22 protein-coding genes and 1 riboswitch are annotated in these 21,272 nt (G+C 44.6%); of the genes, 11 read left to right on the top strand and 11 right to left on the bottom strand.

The window, feature by feature from the left end; genetic code table 11:
- Positions 1-10: 10 nt before the first annotated feature.
- The 5 genes from MHB63_13685 to MHB63_13665 form a co-directional block, all read right to left on the bottom strand.
- Positions 11-1,000, bottom strand: a complete 990-nt coding sequence (locus tag MHB63_13685; protein ID MEK3807567.1) for a hypothetical protein — start codon at positions 998-1,000, stop codon at positions 11-13.
- Positions 994-1,872 carry an ABC transporter ATP-binding protein gene (locus MHB63_13680; GenBank protein MEK3807566.1) on the bottom strand — a complete coding sequence of 293 codons (879 nt, stop codon included), beginning with the start codon at positions 1,870-1,872 and terminating at the stop codon, positions 994-996. Before MHB63_13680 ends, MHB63_13685 begins: the two co-directional genes overlap by 7 nt.
- Entirely contained in the window at positions 1,865-2,254 is a 390-nt protein-coding gene (locus MHB63_13675) for a GntR family transcriptional regulator (protein MEK3807565.1), read from the bottom strand. Before MHB63_13675 ends, MHB63_13680 begins: the two co-directional genes overlap by 8 nt.
- A 976-nt stretch (positions 2,255-3,230) precedes the next feature.
- Positions 3,231-3,392 carry a glycogen biosynthesis protein GlgD gene (locus MHB63_13670; protein ID MEK3807564.1) on the bottom strand — a complete coding sequence of 54 codons (162 nt, stop codon included), beginning with the start codon at positions 3,390-3,392 and terminating at the stop codon, positions 3,231-3,233.
- A 15-nt stretch (positions 3,393-3,407) separates the two neighbouring features.
- Entirely contained in the window at positions 3,408-3,671 is a 264-nt protein-coding gene (locus MHB63_13665; protein MEK3807563.1) for a YtzC family protein, read from the bottom strand.
- 189 nt (positions 3,672-3,860) lie between these two features.
- Here MHB63_13665 and MHB63_13660 point away from each other — a divergent pair, with 189 nt between their 5' ends.
- The gene (locus tag MHB63_13660) at positions 3,861-4,826 is read left to right on the top strand and encodes a TIGR01212 family radical SAM protein (GenBank protein ID MEK3807562.1); all 966 of its coding nucleotides are present in this window, start codon (positions 3,861-3,863) and stop codon (positions 4,824-4,826) included.
- On the top strand, positions 4,823-5,401 hold the full coding sequence (locus MHB63_13655; protein ID MEK3807561.1) for a class I SAM-dependent methyltransferase: 579 nt from the start codon (positions 4,823-4,825) through the stop codon (positions 5,399-5,401). Before MHB63_13660 ends, MHB63_13655 begins: the two co-directional genes overlap by 4 nt.
- Before the next feature lie 61 nt (positions 5,402-5,462).
- Here MHB63_13655 and MHB63_13650 read toward each other — a convergent pair whose 3' ends face one another.
- Both MHB63_13650 and MHB63_13645 read right to left on the bottom strand, forming a co-directional pair.
- Entirely contained in the window at positions 5,463-6,509 is a 1,047-nt protein-coding gene (locus tag MHB63_13650; protein ID MEK3807560.1) for a tetraprenyl-beta-curcumene synthase family protein, read from the bottom strand.
- A 52-nt stretch (positions 6,510-6,561) separates the two neighbouring features.
- Positions 6,562-7,350 carry an alpha/beta hydrolase gene (locus MHB63_13645; GenBank protein ID MEK3807559.1) on the bottom strand — a complete coding sequence of 263 codons (789 nt, stop codon included), beginning with the start codon at positions 7,348-7,350 and terminating at the stop codon, positions 6,562-6,564.
- 120 nt (positions 7,351-7,470) lie between these two features.
- Between MHB63_13645 and MHB63_13640 the strand changes: the two genes are divergently transcribed.
- The 3 genes from MHB63_13640 (at position 7,471) to MHB63_13630 (ending at position 9,967) form a co-directional block, all read left to right on the top strand.
- Positions 7,471-7,992 carry a gamma carbonic anhydrase family protein gene (locus MHB63_13640; protein MEK3807558.1) on the top strand — a complete coding sequence of 174 codons (522 nt, stop codon included), beginning with the start codon at positions 7,471-7,473 and terminating at the stop codon, positions 7,990-7,992.
- Between the two features lie 218 nt (positions 7,993-8,210).
- Positions 8,211-8,777 carry a phosphatase PAP2 family protein gene (locus MHB63_13635; protein ID MEK3807557.1) on the top strand — a complete coding sequence of 189 codons (567 nt, stop codon included), beginning with the start codon at positions 8,211-8,213 and terminating at the stop codon, positions 8,775-8,777.
- Positions 8,778-8,824: 47 nt separating this feature from the next.
- The gene (locus tag MHB63_13630) at positions 8,825-9,967 is read left to right on the top strand and encodes a glycosyltransferase family 1 protein (protein MEK3807556.1); all 1,143 of its coding nucleotides are present in this window, start codon (positions 8,825-8,827) and stop codon (positions 9,965-9,967) included.
- Between the two features lie 93 nt (positions 9,968-10,060).
- Here MHB63_13630 and asnB read toward each other — a convergent pair whose 3' ends face one another.
- Together asnB and metK are read right to left on the bottom strand one after the other, a co-directional pair.
- Positions 10,061-11,944: an asparagine synthase (glutamine-hydrolyzing) gene (gene asnB / locus MHB63_13625; protein ID MEK3807555.1), complete on the bottom strand. Its 1,884-nt coding sequence runs from the start codon at positions 11,942-11,944 to the stop codon at positions 10,061-10,063.
- 157 nt (positions 11,945-12,101) lie between these two features.
- Positions 12,102-13,304 carry a methionine adenosyltransferase gene (gene metK, locus MHB63_13620; GenBank protein MEK3807554.1) on the bottom strand — a complete coding sequence of 401 codons (1,203 nt, stop codon included), beginning with the start codon at positions 13,302-13,304 and terminating at the stop codon, positions 12,102-12,104.
- A gap of 187 nt (positions 13,305-13,491) precedes the next feature.
- Positions 13,492-13,642: riboswitch (SAM riboswitch) on the bottom strand.
- Between the two features lie 305 nt (positions 13,643-13,947).
- Here metK and pckA point away from each other — a divergent pair.
- From pckA to MHB63_13595, 5 genes are all read left to right on the top strand, one after another.
- Positions 13,948-15,537 carry a phosphoenolpyruvate carboxykinase (ATP) gene (gene pckA / locus MHB63_13615; GenBank protein ID MEK3807553.1) on the top strand — a complete coding sequence of 530 codons (1,590 nt, stop codon included), beginning with the start codon at positions 13,948-13,950 and terminating at the stop codon, positions 15,535-15,537.
- 175 nt (positions 15,538-15,712) lie between these two features.
- Positions 15,713-16,900 (top strand): dicarboxylate/amino acid:cation symporter, encoded by a 1,188-nt coding sequence (locus tag MHB63_13610; protein MEK3807552.1) that lies wholly within the window; start codon positions 15,713-15,715, stop codon positions 16,898-16,900.
- A gap of 277 nt (positions 16,901-17,177) precedes the next feature.
- Complete coding sequence (locus MHB63_13605; GenBank protein ID MEK3807551.1) at positions 17,178-17,462, top strand: CD3324 family protein; 285 nt, start codon at positions 17,178-17,180, stop codon at positions 17,460-17,462.
- A 125-nt stretch (positions 17,463-17,587) separates the two neighbouring features.
- On the top strand, positions 17,588-18,232 hold the full coding sequence (locus tag MHB63_13600) for a FusB/FusC family EF-G-binding protein (GenBank protein ID MEK3807550.1): 645 nt from the start codon (positions 17,588-17,590) through the stop codon (positions 18,230-18,232).
- A gap of 12 nt (positions 18,233-18,244) precedes the next feature.
- On the top strand, positions 18,245-19,027 hold the full coding sequence (locus MHB63_13595; GenBank protein MEK3807549.1) for an arylamine N-acetyltransferase: 783 nt from the start codon (positions 18,245-18,247) through the stop codon (positions 19,025-19,027).
- Between the two features lie 43 nt (positions 19,028-19,070).
- On the opposite strand, the gene MHB63_13590 is transcribed toward MHB63_13595, so the two are convergent.
- Positions 19,071-19,313 carry a DUF2584 domain-containing protein gene (locus MHB63_13590; GenBank protein MEK3807548.1) on the bottom strand — a complete coding sequence of 81 codons (243 nt, stop codon included), beginning with the start codon at positions 19,311-19,313 and terminating at the stop codon, positions 19,071-19,073.
- A gap of 53 nt (positions 19,314-19,366) precedes the next feature.
- Positions 19,367-20,149, bottom strand: coding sequence for a prolyl oligopeptidase family serine peptidase (locus tag MHB63_13585; GenBank protein MEK3807547.1), 783 nt, complete (start codon positions 20,147-20,149; stop codon positions 19,367-19,369).
- A 134-nt stretch (positions 20,150-20,283) separates the two neighbouring features.
- Here MHB63_13585 and MHB63_13580 point away from each other — a divergent pair, with 134 nt between their 5' ends.
- Positions 20,284-21,270: an ABC transporter substrate-binding protein gene (locus MHB63_13580; GenBank protein ID MEK3807546.1), complete on the top strand. Its 987-nt coding sequence runs from the start codon at positions 20,284-20,286 to the stop codon at positions 21,268-21,270.
- Positions 21,271-21,272: the final 2 nt, after the last annotated feature.

Below are 21,272 nucleotides of genomic sequence, written 5' to 3'. Positions count from 1 at the left end.
TTTTCCTCTCCTAGGAGTGCTTTGTTTTTTTATAAATAAGGAAGTAGCCGAGCAGCAGACTTACGGCTGCTCCGGCGGCTGCTCCTGTTGCAAGTCCTGTCATGCCGTTAGCGGACATATGGTATCCCATCGAGCTGAACCCCAGCACTCCGAGCACGAACACCAGCAACAGGACAGGCAGATTGAGCTGTTTCCATAAAAAGAAATTGCCGTTCCTTTCATTCGGATGATGCAGGAATGCAACCAGTCCGACTGTAAAAAATATGACACCCATAGATGCCTGAATCAAAAAGTAAAGGGGCATCCCATCCGTTATTTCCTTGTAAAAAGTCCAGCTCATCATTGGGAGAAACGGTGTCATAAGACATCCCGCATTAATGAATTTCTCCATTTCTACATAGGAGTATAATCCAAGGCCTTCTACATGATTAAAGAGAACAAATGTAAACAGAAACGGCAGCGAGCCGGTGCTCAGAGCCGTCAGCCCCTGCGCGAAAGGAGTTCCCGTAAGCGAGCCTGCTGCAAACGTCAGGCAGTAAACCATCACCAGGCAGAAAAACAGTTCCGAATAATAATCCATTAACGGTTCAGACAGAGCCACTCCTGCCGTCTCTGTGTAGATTCCTGACAACACCAGCGAAATCAGTGATGAAAGCAGGATTGCAATAAGAACAGAAGCAGATTTCACAAGGTAAATTTCTGTACGTTTAAACGGCAGACCGAGTGTATAATCCATAGTCCCCCTGGCTCTTTCTGTTCCCATTTGTGCGATTGCGATAAAAAACAGGAAAACAGACGATAAAATCAAGAGCAAATCGTCTCCTAACGGGTAAACAAACGAAGCGGACGACATTTCCGGATACTCTTTCAGCATATTTTGGTGGCCCGTGTATTCGGACCAAATTCTATAAGGAAGAAAAAAGGCATTAAGAATGAAAAATAAGACAAGCAGGACTCTGATCTGCCTGAACTCTTTTAAAAATAAAGCACGCACTACCATCTGCGGTCCCCTCCAAACTTCGCAATAAATACTTCCTCTAAGTTAACCGGGAGCGTATTCCAGACTTTAGGACCGAGGGATTGAAGCCGCTTTATCTTATCTTCATCCTTTTTTTCCAGAAGCATCGTGTAAAAAATACCGGAGTGGTCAAGAATCGGAACACCCATTTCTCTAATCTTTAAGTGCAGGTCATTTTCAAAAACCGCCTGTATTTTCACAAAATCCTCCCTGAGCGATTCAAGGTCCATCACATTGGACAAAGTATGGCCATCCAGAAAACCGATTTTGCTGCAGATCCTTTCAATATCCTCAAGCCTGTGGGATGTAATCATAATGGCAGTTTCTCTTTCCCCCACTTCATCTACCATAAGCTGAAGGAGATCTCTCCTTGTGACAGCATCAATCCCGTCAGTCGGTTCATCCAGCAGAATCACTGCAGGTCTTGAAGCAAAAGCCATAATGAGAGCAAACTGTTTTTTCAGTCCCGTTGATAAATCCCTGTATTTTTTTGTTTCAGGTATGCCGTAGCGGTTCATCAGCTCGTTCGCATAGGTGACATCAAAATCCGGATACAGGGATTTCAGCATCCCGGTCAGTTCTTTATATGTATATCTATCATAAAATGGGTTTTGGACAGGTACATAAATGACCTTTCTTTTAACAAGCGGCTGTTTCTTTATGGAGGCATTTTCAAACAAAACCTCTCCCTCATCCGGCAGCACTATCTGTTGAATAATCCTCAGAAGCGTCGTTTTCCCCGAGCCGTTTCTGCCGAGAAGCCCAAAGATATCGCCTTTTTCAATCGTGAGCGATACGTCCTGCAGCACCCTTGCTCCATCGAGCGATTTTGAGAGATTTTTCAGTTCAAGCATGGTCTCCGCCTCTCATTTCTCTGCTGATTTCCTCAATCCATTTATAAATGACTTCAATGTCAATTCCCGCATAAACGGCATCTACAATCAGCGGCTTCAATTGTTCTTTGATCATCTCCATCTTCCCTTCATCAAGCGTTACTCCCGCATTTTCAGAGACAAACGTTCCCCTGCCCCTTAACGTTTCAATAATTCCTTCACGTTCAAGCTCTTTATACGCTTTGCTTACGGTATTAGGGTTTGCAATAATCATGGTTGAAAGCTCGCGCACAGACGGGAGCTTTTCACCGGGCTTAAGAATCCCTTTTAGGCAGAGCTCTTTCATCTGCTGAATGATCTGTTCATAAATCGCTTTTGAGCTGCGCGGATCAATTTGAATCATCGGTCTCCCTTCTTCCTATCGTGAAATGGTTCTGTACTATGTGTATTACTTTTAGTAGTACACTTAATACAATAATGGTGTTTGAAATTATTGTCAATGGTTTTTTGGGGGATATTGGGACTTTTTTGAGTTTGAGGTCTCAATACGCGGGATTTCATTTTTGATGGCACTTATCTCGGAATTCAGAACCATCAACACGCGTGTTTCTTTTTTTGATGGCACTTATCTCAAAGTTCAGAACCATCAAAACGCGTGTTTCTTTTTTTGATGGCACTTATCTCAAAGTTCAGAACCATCAATACGCGTGTTTCCTCTTTTTGATGGCACTTATCTCGGAATTCAGAACCATCAACACGCGTGTTTCTTTTTTTGATGGCACTTATCTCGGAGCTCAAAACCATCAACACGCGTGTTTCCTTTTTTGATGGCACTTATCTCGGAGTTTAGAACCATCAATACGCGTGTTTCCTTTTTTGATGGCACTTATCTTGGAGTTTAGAACCATCAAAACGCAGGATTCTCTTTTTGATGGCACTTATCTTGGAGTTTAGAACCATCAAAACGCAGGATTCTCTTTTTGATGGCACTTATCTTGGAGTTTAGAACCATCAATACGCAGGATTCTCTTTTTGATGGCACTTATCCCGAAGTTCAAAACCATCAAGATGCGTGTTGCCTTTTTTGATGGCACTTATCTCGGAGCTCAGAACCATCAACACGCGTGTTTCCTTTTTTGATGGCACTTATCTCGTAGTTCAAAACCATCAAGATGCGTGTTGCCTTTTTTGATGGCACTTATCCCTAAGTTCAGAACCATCAATACGCAGAATTTCCTTGTTGATGGCACTTATCCCTAAGTTCAGAACCATCAAAATGCACAGTTCCTTTTCTGACAGAACCAAACCTGCAGCTGCTCCCCAAAAACACCCTTCCCCTCACTAAAAAAACCGCTTCCAAACCCGGAAGCGGCCATTCACTATTCAGGACGCTGTTTTGATTTCACTTTTTGTCCCTGTTTTTCATATTTTTTCTTGGATTCTTTTACCGGATCAAATTCCTGGCCGAATTCAGTGTCCGTATTGTTGATGCCGTTTCGTGTTTTCTGTTCGGGGTTTTGCTGTTTTGAGCGTTTTTTCATACAGACTTCATCCTCCTAGTGATCAAGCAGAATCATTTCATTTTGCAGTTGCTGAAGCTGTATGCGCATTCTGTAAAGCTGTTCTTTTTGCTGATCGTTTGCGCTCAGAGACAATGCATTGCATTCATTTACTGCGTCTTCGAGCATTTGCTGCGCTTTAGAGTATTCCGTATCGTTGTAATGCTCCTGCTTTCTGCCTTCTGTATACTGGCTTTGGGCGAAATCATACGTATTTGAGCAATTATCGAGACATTCAGTAACAGATTGTCTTGTTGCCATGGCTGCAGACCTCCTATTGTAAAATGAAGCATTGTGCTCCATTACTCATATTGTTTGCCTAGTGCCTGTTCATTTTACTGAAAAACAATTGGTAAATCCGGCTGTGCATGTTTGTCATAAGAGTCTGCCCCGTGATAAAATGCTCTGATGGCTTGCTCGAGAAAATTTTTTCAAAGGGAGGTTTTTCCGCTGAAAGAGAAAAACCCTTTTCTATATGCAGCAGACGATAAAAGGTACCATACGTGGAATTACCACTTGCGCAATCATTTTGGACATAAGGTGTTTAAAGTGGCTCTGGACGGCGGTTTTGACTGTCCGAACAGAGACGGGACGGCAGCGTTTGGAGGGTGTACGTTCTGCAGTGCAGCAGGTTCTGGCGATTTTGCCGGAAACCGCAAAGAGGATCTTGTAACGCAATTTCACGAAATAAAAGATAAAATGCACGAAAAGTGGAAAGACGGAAAGTATATGGCTTATTTTCAGGCTTTTACAAATACGCATGCACCTGTTGAGGTTTTAAGGGAAAAGTTTGAATCCGTTCTTGCTCTTGAAGGGGTTGTGGGCTTGTCTATTGCGACCCGTCCTGACTGCCTGCCCGATGATGTGGTTGAATATCTGGCAGAATTAAATGAGCGCACGTATCTTTGGGTTGAGCTGGGGCTTCAGACCGTTCATGAACGCACGGCCCTGCTTATTAACCGGGCTCATGATTTCGCCTGCTACGCTGAAGGTGTTGAAAAGCTGCGCAAACATGGCATAAGAGTCTGTACACACATTATTAACGGCTTGCCGCTTGAAACGAATGACATGATGATGGAAACAGCCCGTGCGGCAGCAAACCTTGATGTTCAGGGAATTAAAATCCACCTTCTGCACTTGCTGAAAGGCACGCCGATGGTCAAGCAGTATGAAAAAGGAAAGCTTGAATTTCTTACAAAAGAGGATTATGTAGCATTAGTATGTGACCAGCTTGAAATACTTCCCCCGGAAATGATTGTGCACCGCATAACGGGAGACGGGCCGATTGACCTGATGATCGGGCCGATGTGGAGCGTTAACAAATGGGATGTGCTGAATTCAATCGATGCGGAATTAAAAAGAAGAGAGAGCTTCCAAGGGAAATTTTATAAGACAGAAAAGGCAGGACAATTATGATACTTGAACGGGTTCTTACTTTTGCTAAAACACTTTTATCCAAAGCAGCAGCAGAGGGCGACATCGCCATTGACGCTACAATCGGCAATGGGCATGATACGGTGTTCCTCGCAGAGCTTGTTGGAGAAGCAGGTCACGTGTACGGCTTTGACATACAGGAAGAAGCTGTCCGCGCCACTTCAGAACGGGTTTTACAGGCAGGATACACGGACAGGGTCACTCTTTTTAAGGAGAGTCACGAAAACCTGGCTGATTTTATTCCTGAAAAATGGCATGGAAAAGCGGCCGGAGCCATATTCAACCTCGGATATCTTCCAGGCGGCGACAAATCGATTGTGACAAGACCGGATTCCACCCTGAAGGCTGTGGAACAGCTTCTTTCCGTCCTAAAAAAAGGCGGCATCATGATTCTTGTCATTTACCATGGCCATGAAGAAGGAAAAGCAGAAAGAGATGCCGTTTTGGACTTTGTTCAAAAGCTTCCTCAAAAAGAAGCCCATGTCCTTAACTATCAGTTCATGAATCAGAAGAATGATGCTCCTTTTATCTTGGCGATTGAAAAAATGAAAGCATAAGTAATGCTTGCTAACAGAAAACGGGCCTTGAAACCAGTTGGGTTTCAGGCCCGTTTTTTTATTACGAACTTTTCGCAGACAGCTTCTGAAAAGCCCTGTACGCTCTGCCGTTCCAATAGAAAAATGATGATGTTTTTCCGCCAAGTTTGATCAGCTGCCTGGCAAGTCTCCCGAGATCTTTTCTGGCCGTTACTTTTTCATCTGAGAGATACACGCCAAGAAGTCCCCGGTGAATCAGCTTATGAAAATTTTCATGGGGAATGCCGTTCAAATTGGTTTCTGCCTGAACAACGAAGTGCCGGAGACGCCCCATCATTTCCCGTTCGTCTGAGTAATAATTGCAGAAGTTCAGATCGCCGCCGATTCTGTCTTCTTCCTGGTCAATCAAGTAATCGAGAAGGATATGCAGTCCCTGCACATAGGGGAAGTAGCTGTTTCTGATGCGGGCAGCTTCGGACTTGCTGAAGTCTTTCCTGAAGGCATAGGAGACAAGGCAAAAGATGCCCAATGTAGAGCCTGCACACGCAGAAAATTCATACCACTGCATGTCGGGAAGCTCCTGCCTGTATGTTTCAAACCAAGTTTCAAGTCTCGGTATGCGCTCGTTCACTGTAACGTGCTTATGTACCTGCAGGTCGCAATAGTAGCGGGCGAGTTCAATCAGATAATCCGCAATGAAAGGATAGTTTTCGAGCCCTGACAAAATTCTCTGACACGTTTTCACCAGTTCATGCAAATACCCGCCATCATCCTGGTCAATCCTGTATGCATAGTAATTTTTCAGAGGGGCACCGACTGTTAGTGCGTCAGTCATGGATTCATGCAGCATGGCAAAATCTTCCGGATTAAGGGACGTGCTTCTGTCGCACAGATTATCAAGATAATCGCTGATCGTCTGATAGGCGACAATGAACTCCACGCAGTCGTGCCTGCAGTCTCCTGAAAGGAGTCCGTAGATGCCGCCTCCTTCACAATGGAAGGTTTTGGTGCTGATGCTTGCAAGCGCCTGGGTTCTAAGCTCAGTATTCGGGATCTGTTCCGCTTTCTCTTTCCACGTATTCAAATGTGCATGAACGGACGGAAAGATGTCTTTATAAATTTTTGCCATAAGCCATAGCGGGTGCTCGGGTATTGCCTTCAAGAAAATCACCTCTTTATGTTCATCGCTCTAAATGCGCGCTGACAAACGCCTCAGCGTACTTAAATACTTGATCTCTCTCTGGTTCGTTAAATATTTCATGATAAAAGCCGTCCCATTCCTTATATGCCTTTTCTCTGAGCGGAGCCCGGTTAAACCAGGTTCTGACTAGGGAATGATCAACCACCTTGTCATCTCCGCCCTGCATGACTAAAAGCGGCAGATCGGGAAATTGCTTCACTTTCGCATGGGCCTGTTCCATTGCCTTGATGAGTTCACGATACCACCTTATGGATACTTTTGTCACATAAAGCGTATCATTTTCATCCGCATCCCTGACTTCCTTATTTCTCGTTGCCAGGCTGACGGAAAGACCGGAATTCACTTTTAGAGATGGCGCAAGAATATTTAAAGGTTTTGAAATAAGCTCCATTGCTTTATTCGGCTTGAAAATAAGTCCAAGGCATGGAGATGAGAGGATTACACCGTTAATGTGCTGATGTTCTTCCTGCAGGGCCCTGATGACGATCAGCCCTCCCATGCTGTGTCCAAGCAGAAACAGCGGCAGGCCAAGCTTTCTCGCTTCTTTTACCCAAACGTTAAACTCTGCAATGTATTCATTGAATGATTTTATATGCCCTCTGTTTCTTGTCGAAGTCCCCTGCCCCGGCAAGTCGCCCATAATCACATGATATCCTGCACATTTCCACATCTGGACGAGCCACCTGTAACGTCCATGATGCTCTGCAGCTCCATGAACAATCACAATGACGCCTTTTGGATTCTCATCCTCACATTCCCATTTCCACATAAACTCATTTCACACCTTTCTAAAAGGTTTTTCGCGCCAGCTGCTGCATGTTCATTTAAACTGGTCGTTCTTTGGTATAATATGTTTGCCTAATTATATAACAAAAGGAGTTTGATCCGCATGATTTATCCCTTTAAAGACACATATCCGGATATAGCAGATTCTGCTTTTATTGCAGATACAGCAACCGTTTCAGGAGACGTAGTAATCGGCCGGGAATCAAGCATCTGGTTTGGAACCGTCATCAGAGGAGATGTGTCTCCTGTCAGAATCGGTGACAGAGTCAATGTTCAGGATCTCAGCTGTCTGCATCAAAGCCCGAACGCGCCGCTTGTATTGGAAGATGGCGTAACCGTTGGCCATTGTGTGATTCTGCACAGTTCCATCATCCGTAAAAATGCGTTAATCGGGATGGGATCAATTATCCTTGACGGAGCTGAAATTGGAGAAGGCGCCTTCATCGGTGCAGGAAGCCTCGTTCCGCAGGGCAAGAAGATTCCGCCAAATACCCTTGCATTCGGCAGGCCCGCTAAAGTCGTCAGAGAATTAACTGACGAGGACCGCCTGGATATGGAGCGCATCCGCCGGGAGTACGCTGAAAAAGGACAGCTCTATAAAGCGGTGCAGGAAAACCGGGAATAACCCATGCCGTTTTTACATATTAGTTAACACCTGCAAAAAAGGGTCTATTCGGCTGGGCTGATGACCGCGAAATGGCTCTTGACTGCTGTTCCGCGGTTTTTTTTATGGATAAAATGAATGTAAATTTCTTACTTAAAATCTTTACATCCCATTATTATTCTCTAAATATTTCACCATTAAAATGGAGGTAAACAGTGTTGTAAAGGAGCATCGGATAGATGACTAAATTTATTGCAAACATGTACGATTTTGAATGCAGATTGTTCCGCAGTGTAAACCGTCATTTTGACCGGAAGTTCATGAATTGCTTTTTCCGCAATATCACCCATACCGGCGGAGCAACCTTTACCATCTCGCTGTGCCTAATTCTCCTTTTTATCACATCTGGCCAGCTGCGCCTTGCAGCGGCAGCAAGTGCAGCGGCATTATTGCTCAGTCACCTGCCCGTTGCCTATGTCAAAAAGCGCTACCCGAGAAAACGCCCTTATCTGGCGCTGCTTGAGACAAAGGTGCCGGCAAACCCGCTTGAGGATCATTCGTTTCCATCCGGCCATACAACAGCCATCTTTTCCGTCATCATACCTTTTTTATTCCTCTTTCCTCAAGCTGCCGTTATCCTGCTTCCTCTAGGGTTCAGTGTAGGAATTTCGAGGATGTATCTCGGACTTCACTACCCCTCGGATGTTCTTGCAGGATGCCTTCTTGGCACGACTGCCGGTATAACCTGCTTTCTTTTCATTCAGAAATACTTTGGAGGGGCATCCTTTTTCCAGCTTCCATTGTAACGTGAAAGAGAACATTGCTGCTGCAGCAGACTCATGGAGGGGTAAAGATGAAAATTGCGATATTCACAGACACATTTGCACCTGATGTAAATGGTGTTGCGAGAACGTTAAAGCGTCTTACCGATTATTTAGAAGAAAAGGGTCACGAATACAAAGTTTTTGCACCGGAGAGCACGAAGGAATCACTTTTTTCCAGTCATATTCACAGATTTGCAAGCTCCTCCTTTTTTCTGTATCCGGAATGCAGACTTGCATGGCCGAACATGCTGCAAGTAAAATCAGAACTCATGAAATTCAAACCCGACATCATCCATGTAGCCACTCCTTTTAACATTGGTCTATGCGGACTGCATTATGCCAAAAAATTAAATATTCCCCTAGTCGGTTCATACCATACAGATTTTGACCAGTATTTAGAATTTTACGATCTGCAGATTTTCTCGAAGCTATTATGGAAATATATGCTCTGGTTCCACCGCCCCCTGCAGAAAGTTTTTGTGCCCTCGGAAGAAACGAAACAGCAGGTGCTGCATCAGGGATTTGACAATGTCCGCATCTGGTCGCGGGGCGTAGACTGTCAGCTTTTTCATCCCAACTACCTTCGCAGGGAGATCATTCACGAATATCAGATAAAAGAAAAATTTGTTTTGACTTATGTAGGAAGGCTCGCCCCGGAAAAGGATGTGGAGACTTTTATGAAAATCTCCCATCAGCTCCCGCCTCAATTAAAAAACAAGGTTCACTTCCTTGTCGTCGGAGACGGGCCATCAAAAGAAGAAATGATGAACGGGGCACCTGACAATATGACTTTTGCAGGCTATGCAAGCGGCGAAAAGCTCGCTAAGATTTACTCGGGATCAGATCTATTTGTGTTCCCTTCACCAACCGAAACATTCGGAAACGTTGTGCTGGAAGCACTTGCTTCAGGAACACCGGTAATTGGAGCAAACTCAGGCGGAGTGAAGAACATCATCCAGCATGGAAAAACAGGCTATCTTTGCGAAACCGGTTCCGTTTCAAGTTTTACCGGTGCCATTGAAACACTTCTTACTAATGATGCTCTCCGTTATCAGATGGGCATGAGCTCCCGTGCATATGCATTGACACAGACGTGGGATTCTATTTTTGAAGGGCTTCTTCATGAGTACAATGACGTGCTTCATCAGCAGTCCTACATCCGGTACGCTTAATAAAAGGGAGACCGCCATCATGCGCTCTCCCTTTCTTCTGCTGCCATTTTCCATACTCTGCACGATTCTTTCTATATTCCGCTTATGCACCAATCAGGAATGGACAAGCTCAAGCGGCCTGAACGTGTAAACCTTTTCGATGAAAACCTGATGCCACAGAATAAACGTCAATACTGTCCAAATTTTCCTGCTGTAATCTCCTTCGCCCCTTCTGTGCTTTTCAAGCATCCCAAGAGCAAGAGTCTTATCCAGCAGGTAATCCGTCCCGCTCTCCATGAGGAGCAGCCTTGCCCACTCATACATTTCATCTTTAAGCCAATCCCTGATTGGGACTGGAAAACCAAGTTTCCGTCTGTGCAGGACATGGGGAGGAACCAAATCACGGACAGCTTTCCGAAGCAGATACTTGGTTTCACTATTTTTCACTTTCCATTCATGCGGAATCTGCGCAGCCGCCCGGAAAACTTCCTTATCCAGGAAGGGAACCCTCAATTCAAGAGAATGTGCCATTGTCATTTTATCCGCCTTCACAAGAATGTCCCCTTTCAGCCATGTCATAAGATCGATGTACTGCATCCTTGATATACTGTCAAGCTGGCGAACTTCTTCGAACAGGCATTTCGTAATTCCGATTGGCTTTTCATCCTGTTCCATATTTTTCAGCATCATCTTTTTCTCTGATGCTGAAAAAATGTTTGCATTCCCTATGTACCTTTCCTCCAGGAGAGTTGTGCCTCTTTCGATAAAACTCTTTCCCTTCATTCCTTCAGGGAAGATGGCTGACAGCTGTTTGAGCGCTTTCTTGAAGAAATCTGGCATATAGGTAAACACAGATAAATCTCCAGGTTCTTTATAAATGTTATATCCGGCAAAAAGTTCATCTGCGCCCTCACCCGAGAGAACAACGGTTACCTGCTTTCTGGCTTCTCTTGCAACAAAATAGAGCGGAATAGAAGCAGGATCTGCAACCGGATCATCCATATGCCAGATAATTTTCGGAAGCTCTCTCATAAATTCCTCATGGTCCACATAATAGGATACGTTCTCTACTCCAATGGCAGCGGCCGTTTCTTTTGCCACGTCGATTTCACTGTAGCCGGACTGCCTGAAGCCGACAGAAAATGTTTTCAGCCCGGGATGATACTTGCTTGCGATGGAGGCAATAATACTGGAATCTACCCCTCCCGACAAAAAAGAACCAACCGGAACATCACTTCTCATATGAAGCTTCACAGAGTCGATGAGCGCCTCCTGAATGTTCCTGATCATTTTTTTCTCATCAGCCTGCCGTTTTGGTTCAAGCATCGGCTTCCAGTAGCGTTCAATCTGAAGGGGCTGTCCAATATGCTTTGAAAAGACAGATCCTGGCGGAACTTTTTGAATATGTTTCTGTATGGTGCGGGGATCCGGAACATACTGAAAGGATAGATAATGCTGCAATGAATGGCCATCAATCACAGGATCTGAACAATATTCTTTTATACTTTTCATCTCTGAAGCAAAAAGGACCGTATGTCCATTTTCTATATAGTAGAGCGGTTTAATTCCAAAATGGTCTCTTGCCCCAAAGAGGTGCCTGTCTAATCTGTCCCAAATTAAAAAGGAAAACATCCCCCTCAAATAATCGACGACTTCCGCTCCGTACAAGTGATACAGCGCGACTATCACTTCTGTATCTGTTTCCGTTTTTAATGAAGCGCCTTTTGAAAGCAAGTGTTTTCTAAGCTCCACATAATTATAAATCTCTCCATTAAACACAATGTGATAGCGGCCGTTTTGATAAGACATGGGCTGATGACCGCCGTTGACGTCAATGATGCTGAGTCTTCTGAATGCAAGAATCACGTGCTCATCCTCAAACATCCCGCCGTCATCCGGACCCCTGTGCCGTATCATCCTGCCCGCATTTTTTATAAGCTCCATGTATTCCGTTTTCTTTGATTGACTGTAATCAACAACACCTGCAAAACCGCACATTTTTTTCCCTCCAGCTTTTTGACTGCCTGTGAAACGACAGAAACTGCCGGAAAGTTGCATATTTTTACATAAAAAAAAGATTTTGGCCTAATGTTTCTAAAAATGAGCTCAAAAAAAGATGAAACCCGCTTAAACGCAAGTTTCATCTTTTGATATCTTATCGGTTTAACGCTTGCTCTTTAAGAGCCTCTGCTTTGTCCGTTCTTTCCCATGGAAGGTCAAGATCGTTGCGGCCGAAGTGACCGTAAGCAGCCGTTTGTTTGTAAATTGGACGGCGAAGGTTCAGCATATTGATGATGCCTGCAGGACGAAGGTCGAAGTTCTCGCGTACAACGTCTACCAGCACATCTTCTTTCACTTTACCTGTTTCAAATGTGTCAATTGCAATAGAAACCGGCTGTGCAACACCAATTGCGTATGCAAGCTGAACTTCACACTTGTCAGCAAGACCTGCAGCTACAATGTTTTTAGCAACGTAGCGCGCTGCATATGCTGCTGAGCGGTCAACTTTTGTAGGATCCTTGCCTGAGAATGCGCCGCCTCCGTGGCGAGCGTAGCCTCCGTAAGTGTCAACGATGATCTTACGGCCAGTCAGACCGGCATCCCCTTGAGGTCCGCCGATAACAAAGCGTCCAGTCGGGTTGATGAAATATTTTGTATCTTCGTCGATTAATTCCTTCGGAACAACCGGATTAATAACATGCTCTTTTACATTGCGCTGAATTTGCTCAAGTGAGATTTCAGGGTGATGCTGAGTTGAAATAACAATTGTGTCAATGCGCACAGGCTTGTCATTTTCATCGTATTCAACCGTTACCTGAGTTTTTCCATCCGGACGAAGGTAAGGAAGAATGTCTTCTTTACGCACTTCAGTCAGGCGGCGGGAAAGCTTGTGAGCCAGTGAAATTGGAAGAGGCATAAGCTCTTTTGTTTCATTGTTCGCATATCCGAACATAAGACCCTGGTCACCTGCACCAATTGCATCGATTTGCTCGTCAGTCATTTTTCCTTCGCGGGCTTCAAGCGCCTGGTCAACACCCATGGCGATGTCAGCTGACTGCTCGTCGATGGAAGTAAGTACTGCACAAGTTTCAGCATCGAAACCGTATTTTGCACGAGTGTAGCCAATTTCCTTAACTGTTTCACGGACAATTTTAGGAATGTCTACATAAGTAGAAGTTGTGATTTCACCGGCAACAAGCACAAGACCTGTTGTTACAGATGTTTCGCACGCTACACGGGCATTTGCATCTTTTTCAAGAATTGCATCGAGAATCGAATCAGAGATCTGGTCGCAGATTTTATCAGGATGACCTTCAGTTACTGACTCTGAAGTAAACAGACGACGTTGTTTAGTCATTAAAGTTTTCCTCCTCAAAAGGTAGATGATACGGAACTCATTCCCTTTCATATTTTGACCATTCGGCAAAATATTTCAGTTGGCATGTTTTAGGAGAATCCACGAGTACATTCAGGCAAAATGTCATTTAAAAATAAAAAATCCTTTCCCGCGAGGAAAGGTTATTTACTGAATTCGCAGCCTTTCGCTCTTATCGATCAAGGGCTTTCGCCTTGCATCAGGTTAGCACCTTTGCTTTTCAAATTCACCCAGGGCATTCTGATCTGAAATGAATTTTTCCGGTAAAGCAGGTTGCTGGGTTTCACAGGGCCTGTCCCTCCACCAGCTCGGGATAAGAGAATCCGTTCAAGGTCATATGATAGCGCACTTTTTATACAGGTGTCAACAAAAAATGACAAGGTTTTTATGTTCCTTTTTTTTACTCTTCTTTCTTCTTTTCCACAAAAAGGTGGGGACGAAACACTTCTATTATATATGTCTCATTTTCGAGGAAAACAGAGCGGTATTTGTTCCATTTCGTGAATTTTCACGTAGAATAAGTTAAATAGTATAGACTATTTATTTTAATGTGTTATACTAATTAACAAGAGCAGGATGAAACTATAGATAAAATTCCGAAATATAGGTAAAGGATGGGTATGGGATGAATTCAATCGAAATCACAAACGAGCTTGAAGTGTTACTTAATGGGGAAAATGCATTTCATAACTTATCGGTTCCAGTTCTTGTAGAAAAGGTTCTGGAGCGAAAAGAAGGCGTTTTGACATCAACGGGAGCTGTACGTGCAACTACAGGCACATATACAGGCCGCTCACCTAAGGATAAATTCATTGTAAACGAAAAATCCACAGAAGACAAAATTGAATGGGGTTCTGTGAATCAGCCTTTCTCAGAAGCAGCATTTGAAAAGCTATACTTAAAAGTCCTATCATACTTAAAAGACCGCAATGAGCTCTTTGTTTTCAAAGGATTCGCCGGCGCCGATACGAAATACCGGCTTCCGATTCAGGTTGTAAACGAGTTTGCATGGCATAATTTATTTGCCCAGCAGCTTTTTATCCAGCCTGGAAGTCCAGATGAGCTAGTTCAGCATACAAATCCATTTACAATCGTTTCTGCACCTAATTTCAAAGCAGACCCTGCTGTTGATGGAACAAATTCCGAAACATTCATTATTGTCTCTTTTGAAAAGAGAACGATTTTAATCGGCGGTACGGAATATGCCGGCGAAATGAAGAAATCCATTTTTTCTGTTATGAACTACCTTCTGCCTGAGAGCGGCATTCTGCCGATGCACTGCTCGGCTAACGTCGGCCAGGAAGGTGATGTCGCCCTGTTCTTCGGACTTTCAGGAACAGGAAAGACAACGCTTTCTGCAGACCCGAAACGCAAATTGATCGGCGATGACGAGCACGGCTGGTCAAATGCGGGTGTTTTTAATATCGAAGGAGGCTGTTATGCCAAGTGCATCAACCTCACAAGAGAAAAAGAACCGCAAATCTTTGATGCGATCCGATTTGGATCTGTTTTGGAAAATGTGGTCCTAGATGACGATACAAGAGCGGCAGATTATGATGATACATTCTTCACTGAAAATACAAGAGCAGCTTATCCGCTTGAAGCAATGGACAATATTGTGATGCCGAGCATTGCCGGACATCCTCATACAATCGTCTTTTTGACAGCTGATGCATTCGGAGTTCTGCCTCCAATCAGCAAACTGACGAAAGAACAGGCTATGTACCATTTCCTTAGCGGCTATACAAGCAAGCTTGCCGGAACAGAGCGCGGCATTACATCACCGCAGGCTACGTTCTCAACATGCTTCGGCTCACCATTCCTTCCGCTTCCGGCAACAGTTTATGCCGAAATGCTCGGACGCAAAATCGATGAGCACGGTGCCAATGTGTTCCTTGTTAACACGGGATGGACCGGCGGAGAGTACGGTACAGGTCAGCGTATGAAGCTTAAGTATACGCGTGCAATGGTTCAGTCTGCACTTGAAGGTGAGCTTGACAGCGTCGAGACAGTAACCGATGCAAACTTCGGCCTGCAAATTCCAATTCATGTACCGGGAGTGCCTGATGAAGTGCTCCAGCCGGTGAAGACATGGGACAGCACGGAAGCCTACAACGCAAAGGCGCAGGAGCTTGCGGAACAATTCAAACAAAACTTCAAAAAGTTCAAGAACGTTTCAGCTGAGATTGAAGCGCTTGGCGGACCTACAGTCTGATAAAAAATCTGTGCCCTCTACTGCGGCACAGATTTTTTTGTTTTTCTTCTCCTTCATTTCCATATATTAATAAAATAAAATTCTCGTTTTTTATACAAATTTCAGTCCGCCTGTGCTAAAGTAGTTTCTATAACTCATGTACAAATGTATCTTTCAGGAGGACACATCAATGAAAATCAAGCTTGGATTATTGCCGAAAATTGTACTGGCCATCGCATTAGGTGTCATGATCGGAAGCATTTCTCCCGAATGGCTGGTAAAAGGCTTTGCTACTTTCAACGGGATTTTCGGCAACTTTATTAATTTTGCCATTCCATTTATTATTATTGGCTTTATCGCTCCAGGTATTGGACAGCTCGGAAAAGGGGCAGGGAAACTGCTCGGGATGACAACAGGCTTTGCCTATCTGTCCACCATTTTTGCAGGTTTACTCGCTTTTGCGGCAGCATCCTTTATCCTGCCGTCCTTTATCTCAGAAAATAAACTCGTCCAAACAGACAACCCTGAAGAGTTCCTTCAGAAACCATTTTTTGAAATCGGCATGCCGCCTGTGATGGAAGTAATGAGCGCCCTACTTTTCGCGTTTATCATCGGAATCGGCCTTGCATCGATTAAAGGAAACACACTGCAGCATGCATTTGAAGACTTCCAGAAAATCGTGGAAAAATTAATCAAAAAGGCCATCATTCCGCTTCTTCCGTTTCACATATTCGGAATCTTTGCCAACATGACATTCGGCGGACAGGTTCAGTCCATTCTGTCTGTTTTTGCAAAAGTCTTTATCCTGATTATTGCTTTGCATCTCACAATGCTTCTACTGCAATACAGTACGAGCGGATTGCTGACGAAAAACAATCCTTTCAAACTTTTAAAAATCATGTCGCCAGCTTATTTCACAGCGCTTGGAACACAGTCATCGGCAGCGACTATTCCAGTCACGCTTGGTCAAGTGAAGAAAACAGGCGTTCAGGCTAAAGTAGCCGATTTCAGCGTGCCGCTGCTTGCAACGGTTCACCTTTCAGGAAGCACCATTACACTTGTCTGCTGTGCGATGGGCGTTATGATGATGAACGGCACAGACCCGACTGTTGAAATGATGATTCCGTTTATCCTAATGCTCGGCATCACAATGGTTGCAGCACCGGGTGTACCCGGCGGAGCGGTCATGGCAGCAATCGGCCTGCTGAAAACGATGCTCGGCTTTGATCCGACAATGGTATCACTCATGATTGCGCTGTATCTTGCTCAGGACAGCCTTGGAACAGCAACAAATGTAACTGGTGACGGTGCACTTACGATGCTTGTAAACAAGTTCAGCACAAAGAAAGAACAAAAAATGAACGAATCGAAAATAGCTGTTTAAAAGAAAAACGTTTGGCCGCAGGTGCAGCCAAACGTTTTTTCTTTTTCCCCGCCGTATGATAGTATTGTATAAAAAAGGCAGTTAAGGAGGTGATCACTTTGGCAGACTTATTCCATTTGCCGGATACTGCAGCAACTCATGCAAAGCCCAGTATTAATAAGGCGATCCTTTGCATGGGGCAAATCACGAGTAAGGCAATTCGTGCCTAACATTCCGCATCGCCATTAATGCCAGGCTTTGCCCTTATTTCTCAATTAAAAATAAGGAGCTGGCAGAAATGAAATATGTTAACGCAAATGAGGTTCTTCCTGACAGACTGATTACTGAAATTCAGCAGTATATTCAGGGAGAGTCTATCTATATACCAAGGCCTGAATCGAGTCGCCAAAAATGGGGAAGCTGTTCCGGCAGCAGAAAATGGATAGATGAAAGAAATGACAGCATCCGTACATCCTTCCGCAGCGGGAGCACCATCCAGGAGCTTGCACAGGAATATTTCCTTTCCACTGAAACTATAAAAAAAATTGTCTATAAACGAAAAGCAGCAGCGGATGATCAATAAGATCATCCCTCTTTTTATGCCGAGTTTCCTTCTATTTGTTCCATCCATTTAAAAACGGACGAATCGTGCATATAATAAAAGAAAGCCGGTTCAGCCGGCTGCTTAGAAGCGGAGTGAATCAAAAAATGGAACCTTTTATCAGAAGCGACCAGTACAACCACATAAAGGCACAGGCACAGATTCTTGTGAACGGGCACAGCTCGGCTAATGACCGCCATGTCTTAGACGCACTAAAATCACTTGCGGCAGAAAGGTCTATAGCTGTTTTCAAAGAACTTTCTTCTGAACAGATAGACCTTATTTCTCCTGTTTCAGATGTGCAAGACACGCTGGACATTGATGCATATCTGGCCAAACTGCGTCCATACACCATTCCTTTTAGGCCGTTAACGGAGCAGTCTGTCAAAAAACTTTTCCCGAAAGCAAAAAAATTAAAGCTTCCCTCTTTTGCACAAGAGCTGGAACTAAACGAAGTATCCTATATCGGCTGGCACGACAAAGGAACGGGAAAATACTTTATGATAGCGGAAGCCGGAGAAAAATGGACCGGACTCAGCGGCACCTTCAGCAGCAGTTACCAGAAAGGCATCTGTGCAATCTGCAGCAAATTCGCCGAGACAGGACTTTTCACAGTAGAGCTGAAAGGGTCAGAGCAGGGAACGTACGTTAAAAAAGGAAACTATATTTGCAAAGATGCCAAAACATGCAATGAGAATCTGACTTCAGTGGACAAACTGCATGACTTTCTTGATTGGATGAAAACCATATAAAGGAGGGATTCCATGGAGCTTAATCAGGCGTTCAGAAACAGACTGGGTTTATCCGCCGGCAGCACCATTTCATTTGAACAGCTTGATGACCTGCTTGAGCGGACGGCCTCAGCTTTTCCTTTTGAAAATTTTCGTGTGCTCACCGGACAGACAAAGCCCGTCACTAAAGAAAACCTGACGGAAAAAATGCTGGCTTTGAATGAAGGCGGGCTCTGCTATGAGCTGAACCCCCTCCTCTATCATTTTCTGCTGGAAAACCATTTGAACGTAAAGTTGGTCAGGGGAATGGTCTATGACCACCATAACAACTGCTTCAGCCGGACAGGAAGAACACATACCGCCATCCTTCTTGACCACGACAGCAGGTACTATCTGATTGATACCGGGTTTGGAGGAAATCTTCCGTTGAAACCTGTTCCTCTGAACGGAGAGGTCATCAGCTCCCGCAATGGGGAGTTCCGCGCGGCTGAGGTTTCGGGGTTTTCAGGAGAATATCTGCTTGAGATGAAGCTTTCAGGCAGGGATACAGATTGGAAAAAAGGATATGTATTTGACTCAAGAGAAATGAAGGAGTCAGAATTAGATGAAATACAGGATGTTATCTCTCATTCTGAATTCTCCCCTTTTAACAAAAAGCCTTTGGCCGTAAAAATAACAGACAGCGGCACGGTCACACTGACCGACACCTCACTCACCCGTACGATCAACGGACGGGCTGAAAAGACAGCGATACAGCAAGAAGAGTTTGCTCAATTGGCGAAAACCCTTTTTCAGCTAAATGATAAAAGCTGCTGATGTGCTCAGCAGCTTTTTGTATGCAGACGTCATTTCAGACGCTTTAATTTGTCGACTTCAGCGCAATCAGCTGATACGTCAGGATGGTTTTTGAATCAGCTAGTTCAAGTTTTTTGATCAGAGCCTGTCCGCTGACATCGCCGTCTTTTGTTTTTCTGACCTCAACAGGTATTTCTAGCGGATAAATGCGATAACCCTCTTTTTCAAGCGAAAAAAGATTCTCTTCCAGCCTGCTCTCTCTTCCTTTGGTCACAATCATTGTGTTCAGCTCTAAAGGCATACCCATCCTCATCACTCCTCTTCTTATATAGCTTTATTTTATCATAACCGTTTCCGGTTTTACTGCTTTTTCATCCATGCTGTAAGGTCCCTCACGACTTTTCTGTTTACAGCCGGGGGAAAATAGTGCGTATACTCCTCAAAGTACATCGTTTCTGCTTTTATTCCGAGTTCCAAAAGCCTGTTCTCCAATAAATGAGCATGCTGAACGGACACATTGTGATCATGCATCCCGTGGATGATCAAGATTGGCGCATGCCAGTCTTCAAGGTCATAAAGAGGGGTTCTCCAGTGATACCGTTCCGGATATTTGGACGGAGTCCCTCCTATCACCCGCTTCATCATTCTCCTCATGTCTTCTCTTTCTTCGTAGGTCAGCGTCATATCCGAAACACCGCCCCATGTCACAACCGATTTCACATCCCGGTCAAGCAGTCCTGCAAACAGCGCCATGACGCCTCCTCTGGAAAAACCGAACACGTGAATCCGACCGTGGATAACCTTCGAATGATTTTTTAGAAGCGTTAAAGCATGCAGGGCATCATATCTGTCTTCTCCTGCAAAATCCTCATTCCCTTCTCCTCCCTGATTTCCCCGGTAGAAAGGGGCCATGACGACAAACCCTTCAGAGGCAAACTGCACGATCCGTCCGGGTCTGACTTTGCCGACATTCTTAATGCCGCCGCGCAAATACAGAAAACCGTCAAATACTCCCTCCTGCACAGGTTCTGCGAGCAGTCCCTTCACCTTCAGGCCTTCAGACAGATAGGTGACGATTTCCAGTCTGACAGCAGGATTGGGAGACGGCATTACCTGGCGTTCAATAATCGATCCGTTTTCCATCTTCCCTTCACCTCACAAAACGATAATAGGCATTCACACATTTTCGCTGCATTCATACACTATTTCAGGCGTTACATTACTGAAAACTTATTTTACCTATTTTTAATGGTGTCTGTCACCAAGGAGGATTATGTATGAAAAAAAAGCTGATTGGCTTTTGTCTGCTTGCTCTGCTCGTCTTTACAATGAGCGCGTGCAATCAAAGCAAGCCGGAAAAAATCAGACTCGCTGAAGTCACCCATTCCATTTTCTATGCTCCTCTTTATGCAGCGATGTCTGAAGGATTTTTTGAAGAAGAAGGTCTTGATGTAGAACTGACGACAACGTGGGGCGGTGACAAGACGATGACGGCCCTGCTCTCTGATGGTGCTGATATCGCACTTGTCGGCTCTGAAACATCCATTTATGTTTCTGCCCAGGGCTCAAAGGATCCTGTGATCAACTTTGCACAGCTCACGCAGACAGACGGAACCTTTCTTGTCTCACGCGAGAAAATAGACAGTTTCAGCTGGGATCAGCTGAAAGGCACAACGTTCCTGGGCCAGCGCAAAGGCGGCATGCCGCAGATGGTTGGCGAATTTGTCCTGAAACAGCAGGGAATTGATCCGAAGGCGGATCTGGAACTGATTCAGAATATCGATTTTGCTAATATTCCGAGCGCATTTGCTTCAGGAACAGGCGATTTCGTCCAGCTCTTTGAACCGACAGCCAGTATTTTTGAAAAAGAGGGTACCGGACATATTGTGGCATCGTTCGGCGAGGAATCCGGCAAAGTCCCATATACGACCTTTATGGCAAAACAAAGCTTCCTGAAAGACGATAAAGAAGCGGCTGAAAAATTCACAAAAGCGATTTATAAAGCGCAGCAATGGGTGGAAGAAAGTAGTGCGGAAACAATTGCAAAGTCCATTGCCCCTCAATTTAAAGATACAGATCTCGACCTGATCACGACTGTGGTTGAACGCTATAAAGCTCAAGGATCATTTGCCACAGACCCGATCCTTGATGAAGCAGAATGGACGAATCTTCAGGACATCATGGAAGAAGCCGGCGAACTTCCTGCGCGGATTGATCACGCCGAGCTTGTTAATACAAAGTTTGCTGAAGATGCCGCAAAGTAAGG

Source organism: Bacillus sp. FSL H8-0547 (assembly GCA_038002745.1).
GTDB lineage: Bacteria > Bacillota > Bacilli > Bacillales > Bacillaceae > Bacillus_P.
This window is presented reverse-complemented; position numbering and strand designations above follow the sequence as displayed.

Bases quoted from the DNA above. Each gene is read 5' to 3' on its own strand.
- MHB63_13685 (MEK3807567.1), bottom strand. From the start codon at position 1,000: ATGGTAGTGCGTGCTTTATTTTTAAAAGAGTTCAGGCAGATCAGAGTC.
- MHB63_13680 (MEK3807566.1), bottom strand. From the start codon at position 1,872: ATGCTTGAACTGAAAAATCTCTCAAAATCGCTCGATGGAGCAAGGGTG.
- MHB63_13675 (MEK3807565.1), bottom strand. From the start codon at position 2,254: ATGATTCAAATTGATCCGCGCAGCTCAAAAGCGATTTATGAACAGATC.
- MHB63_13670 (MEK3807564.1), bottom strand. From the start codon at position 3,392: ATGAAAAAACGCTCAAAACAGCAAAACCCCGAACAGAAAACACGAAAC.
- MHB63_13665 (MEK3807563.1), bottom strand. From the start codon at position 3,671: ATGGCAACAAGACAATCTGTTACTGAATGTCTCGATAATTGCTCAAAT.
- MHB63_13655 (MEK3807561.1), top strand. From the start codon at position 4,823: ATGATACTTGAACGGGTTCTTACTTTTGCTAAAACACTTTTATCCAAA.
- MHB63_13650 (MEK3807560.1), bottom strand. From the start codon at position 6,509: ATGGCAAAAATTTATAAAGACATCTTTCCGTCCGTTCATGCACATTTG.
- MHB63_13645 (MEK3807559.1), bottom strand. From the start codon at position 7,350: ATGTGGAAATGGGAATGTGAGGATGAGAATCCAAAAGGCGTCATTGTG.
- MHB63_13640 (MEK3807558.1), top strand. From the start codon at position 7,471: ATGATTTATCCCTTTAAAGACACATATCCGGATATAGCAGATTCTGCT.
- MHB63_13635 (MEK3807557.1), top strand. From the start codon at position 8,211: ATGACTAAATTTATTGCAAACATGTACGATTTTGAATGCAGATTGTTC.
- MHB63_13630 (MEK3807556.1), top strand. From the start codon at position 8,825: ATGAAAATTGCGATATTCACAGACACATTTGCACCTGATGTAAATGGT.
- asnB (MEK3807555.1), bottom strand. From the start codon at position 11,944: ATGTGCGGTTTTGCAGGTGTTGTTGATTACAGTCAATCAAAGAAAACG.
- metK (MEK3807554.1), bottom strand. From the start codon at position 13,304: ATGACTAAACAACGTCGTCTGTTTACTTCAGAGTCAGTAACTGAAGGT.
- pckA (MEK3807553.1), top strand. From the start codon at position 13,948: ATGAATTCAATCGAAATCACAAACGAGCTTGAAGTGTTACTTAATGGG.
- MHB63_13605 (MEK3807551.1), top strand. From the start codon at position 17,178: ATGAAATATGTTAACGCAAATGAGGTTCTTCCTGACAGACTGATTACT.
- MHB63_13600 (MEK3807550.1), top strand. From the start codon at position 17,588: ATGGAACCTTTTATCAGAAGCGACCAGTACAACCACATAAAGGCACAG.
- MHB63_13595 (MEK3807549.1), top strand. From the start codon at position 18,245: ATGGAGCTTAATCAGGCGTTCAGAAACAGACTGGGTTTATCCGCCGGC.
- MHB63_13590 (MEK3807548.1), bottom strand. From the start codon at position 19,313: ATGGGTATGCCTTTAGAGCTGAACACAATGATTGTGACCAAAGGAAGA.
- MHB63_13585 (MEK3807547.1), bottom strand. From the start codon at position 20,149: ATGGAAAACGGATCGATTATTGAACGCCAGGTAATGCCGTCTCCCAAT.
- MHB63_13580 (MEK3807546.1), top strand. From the start codon at position 20,284: ATGAAAAAAAAGCTGATTGGCTTTTGTCTGCTTGCTCTGCTCGTCTTT.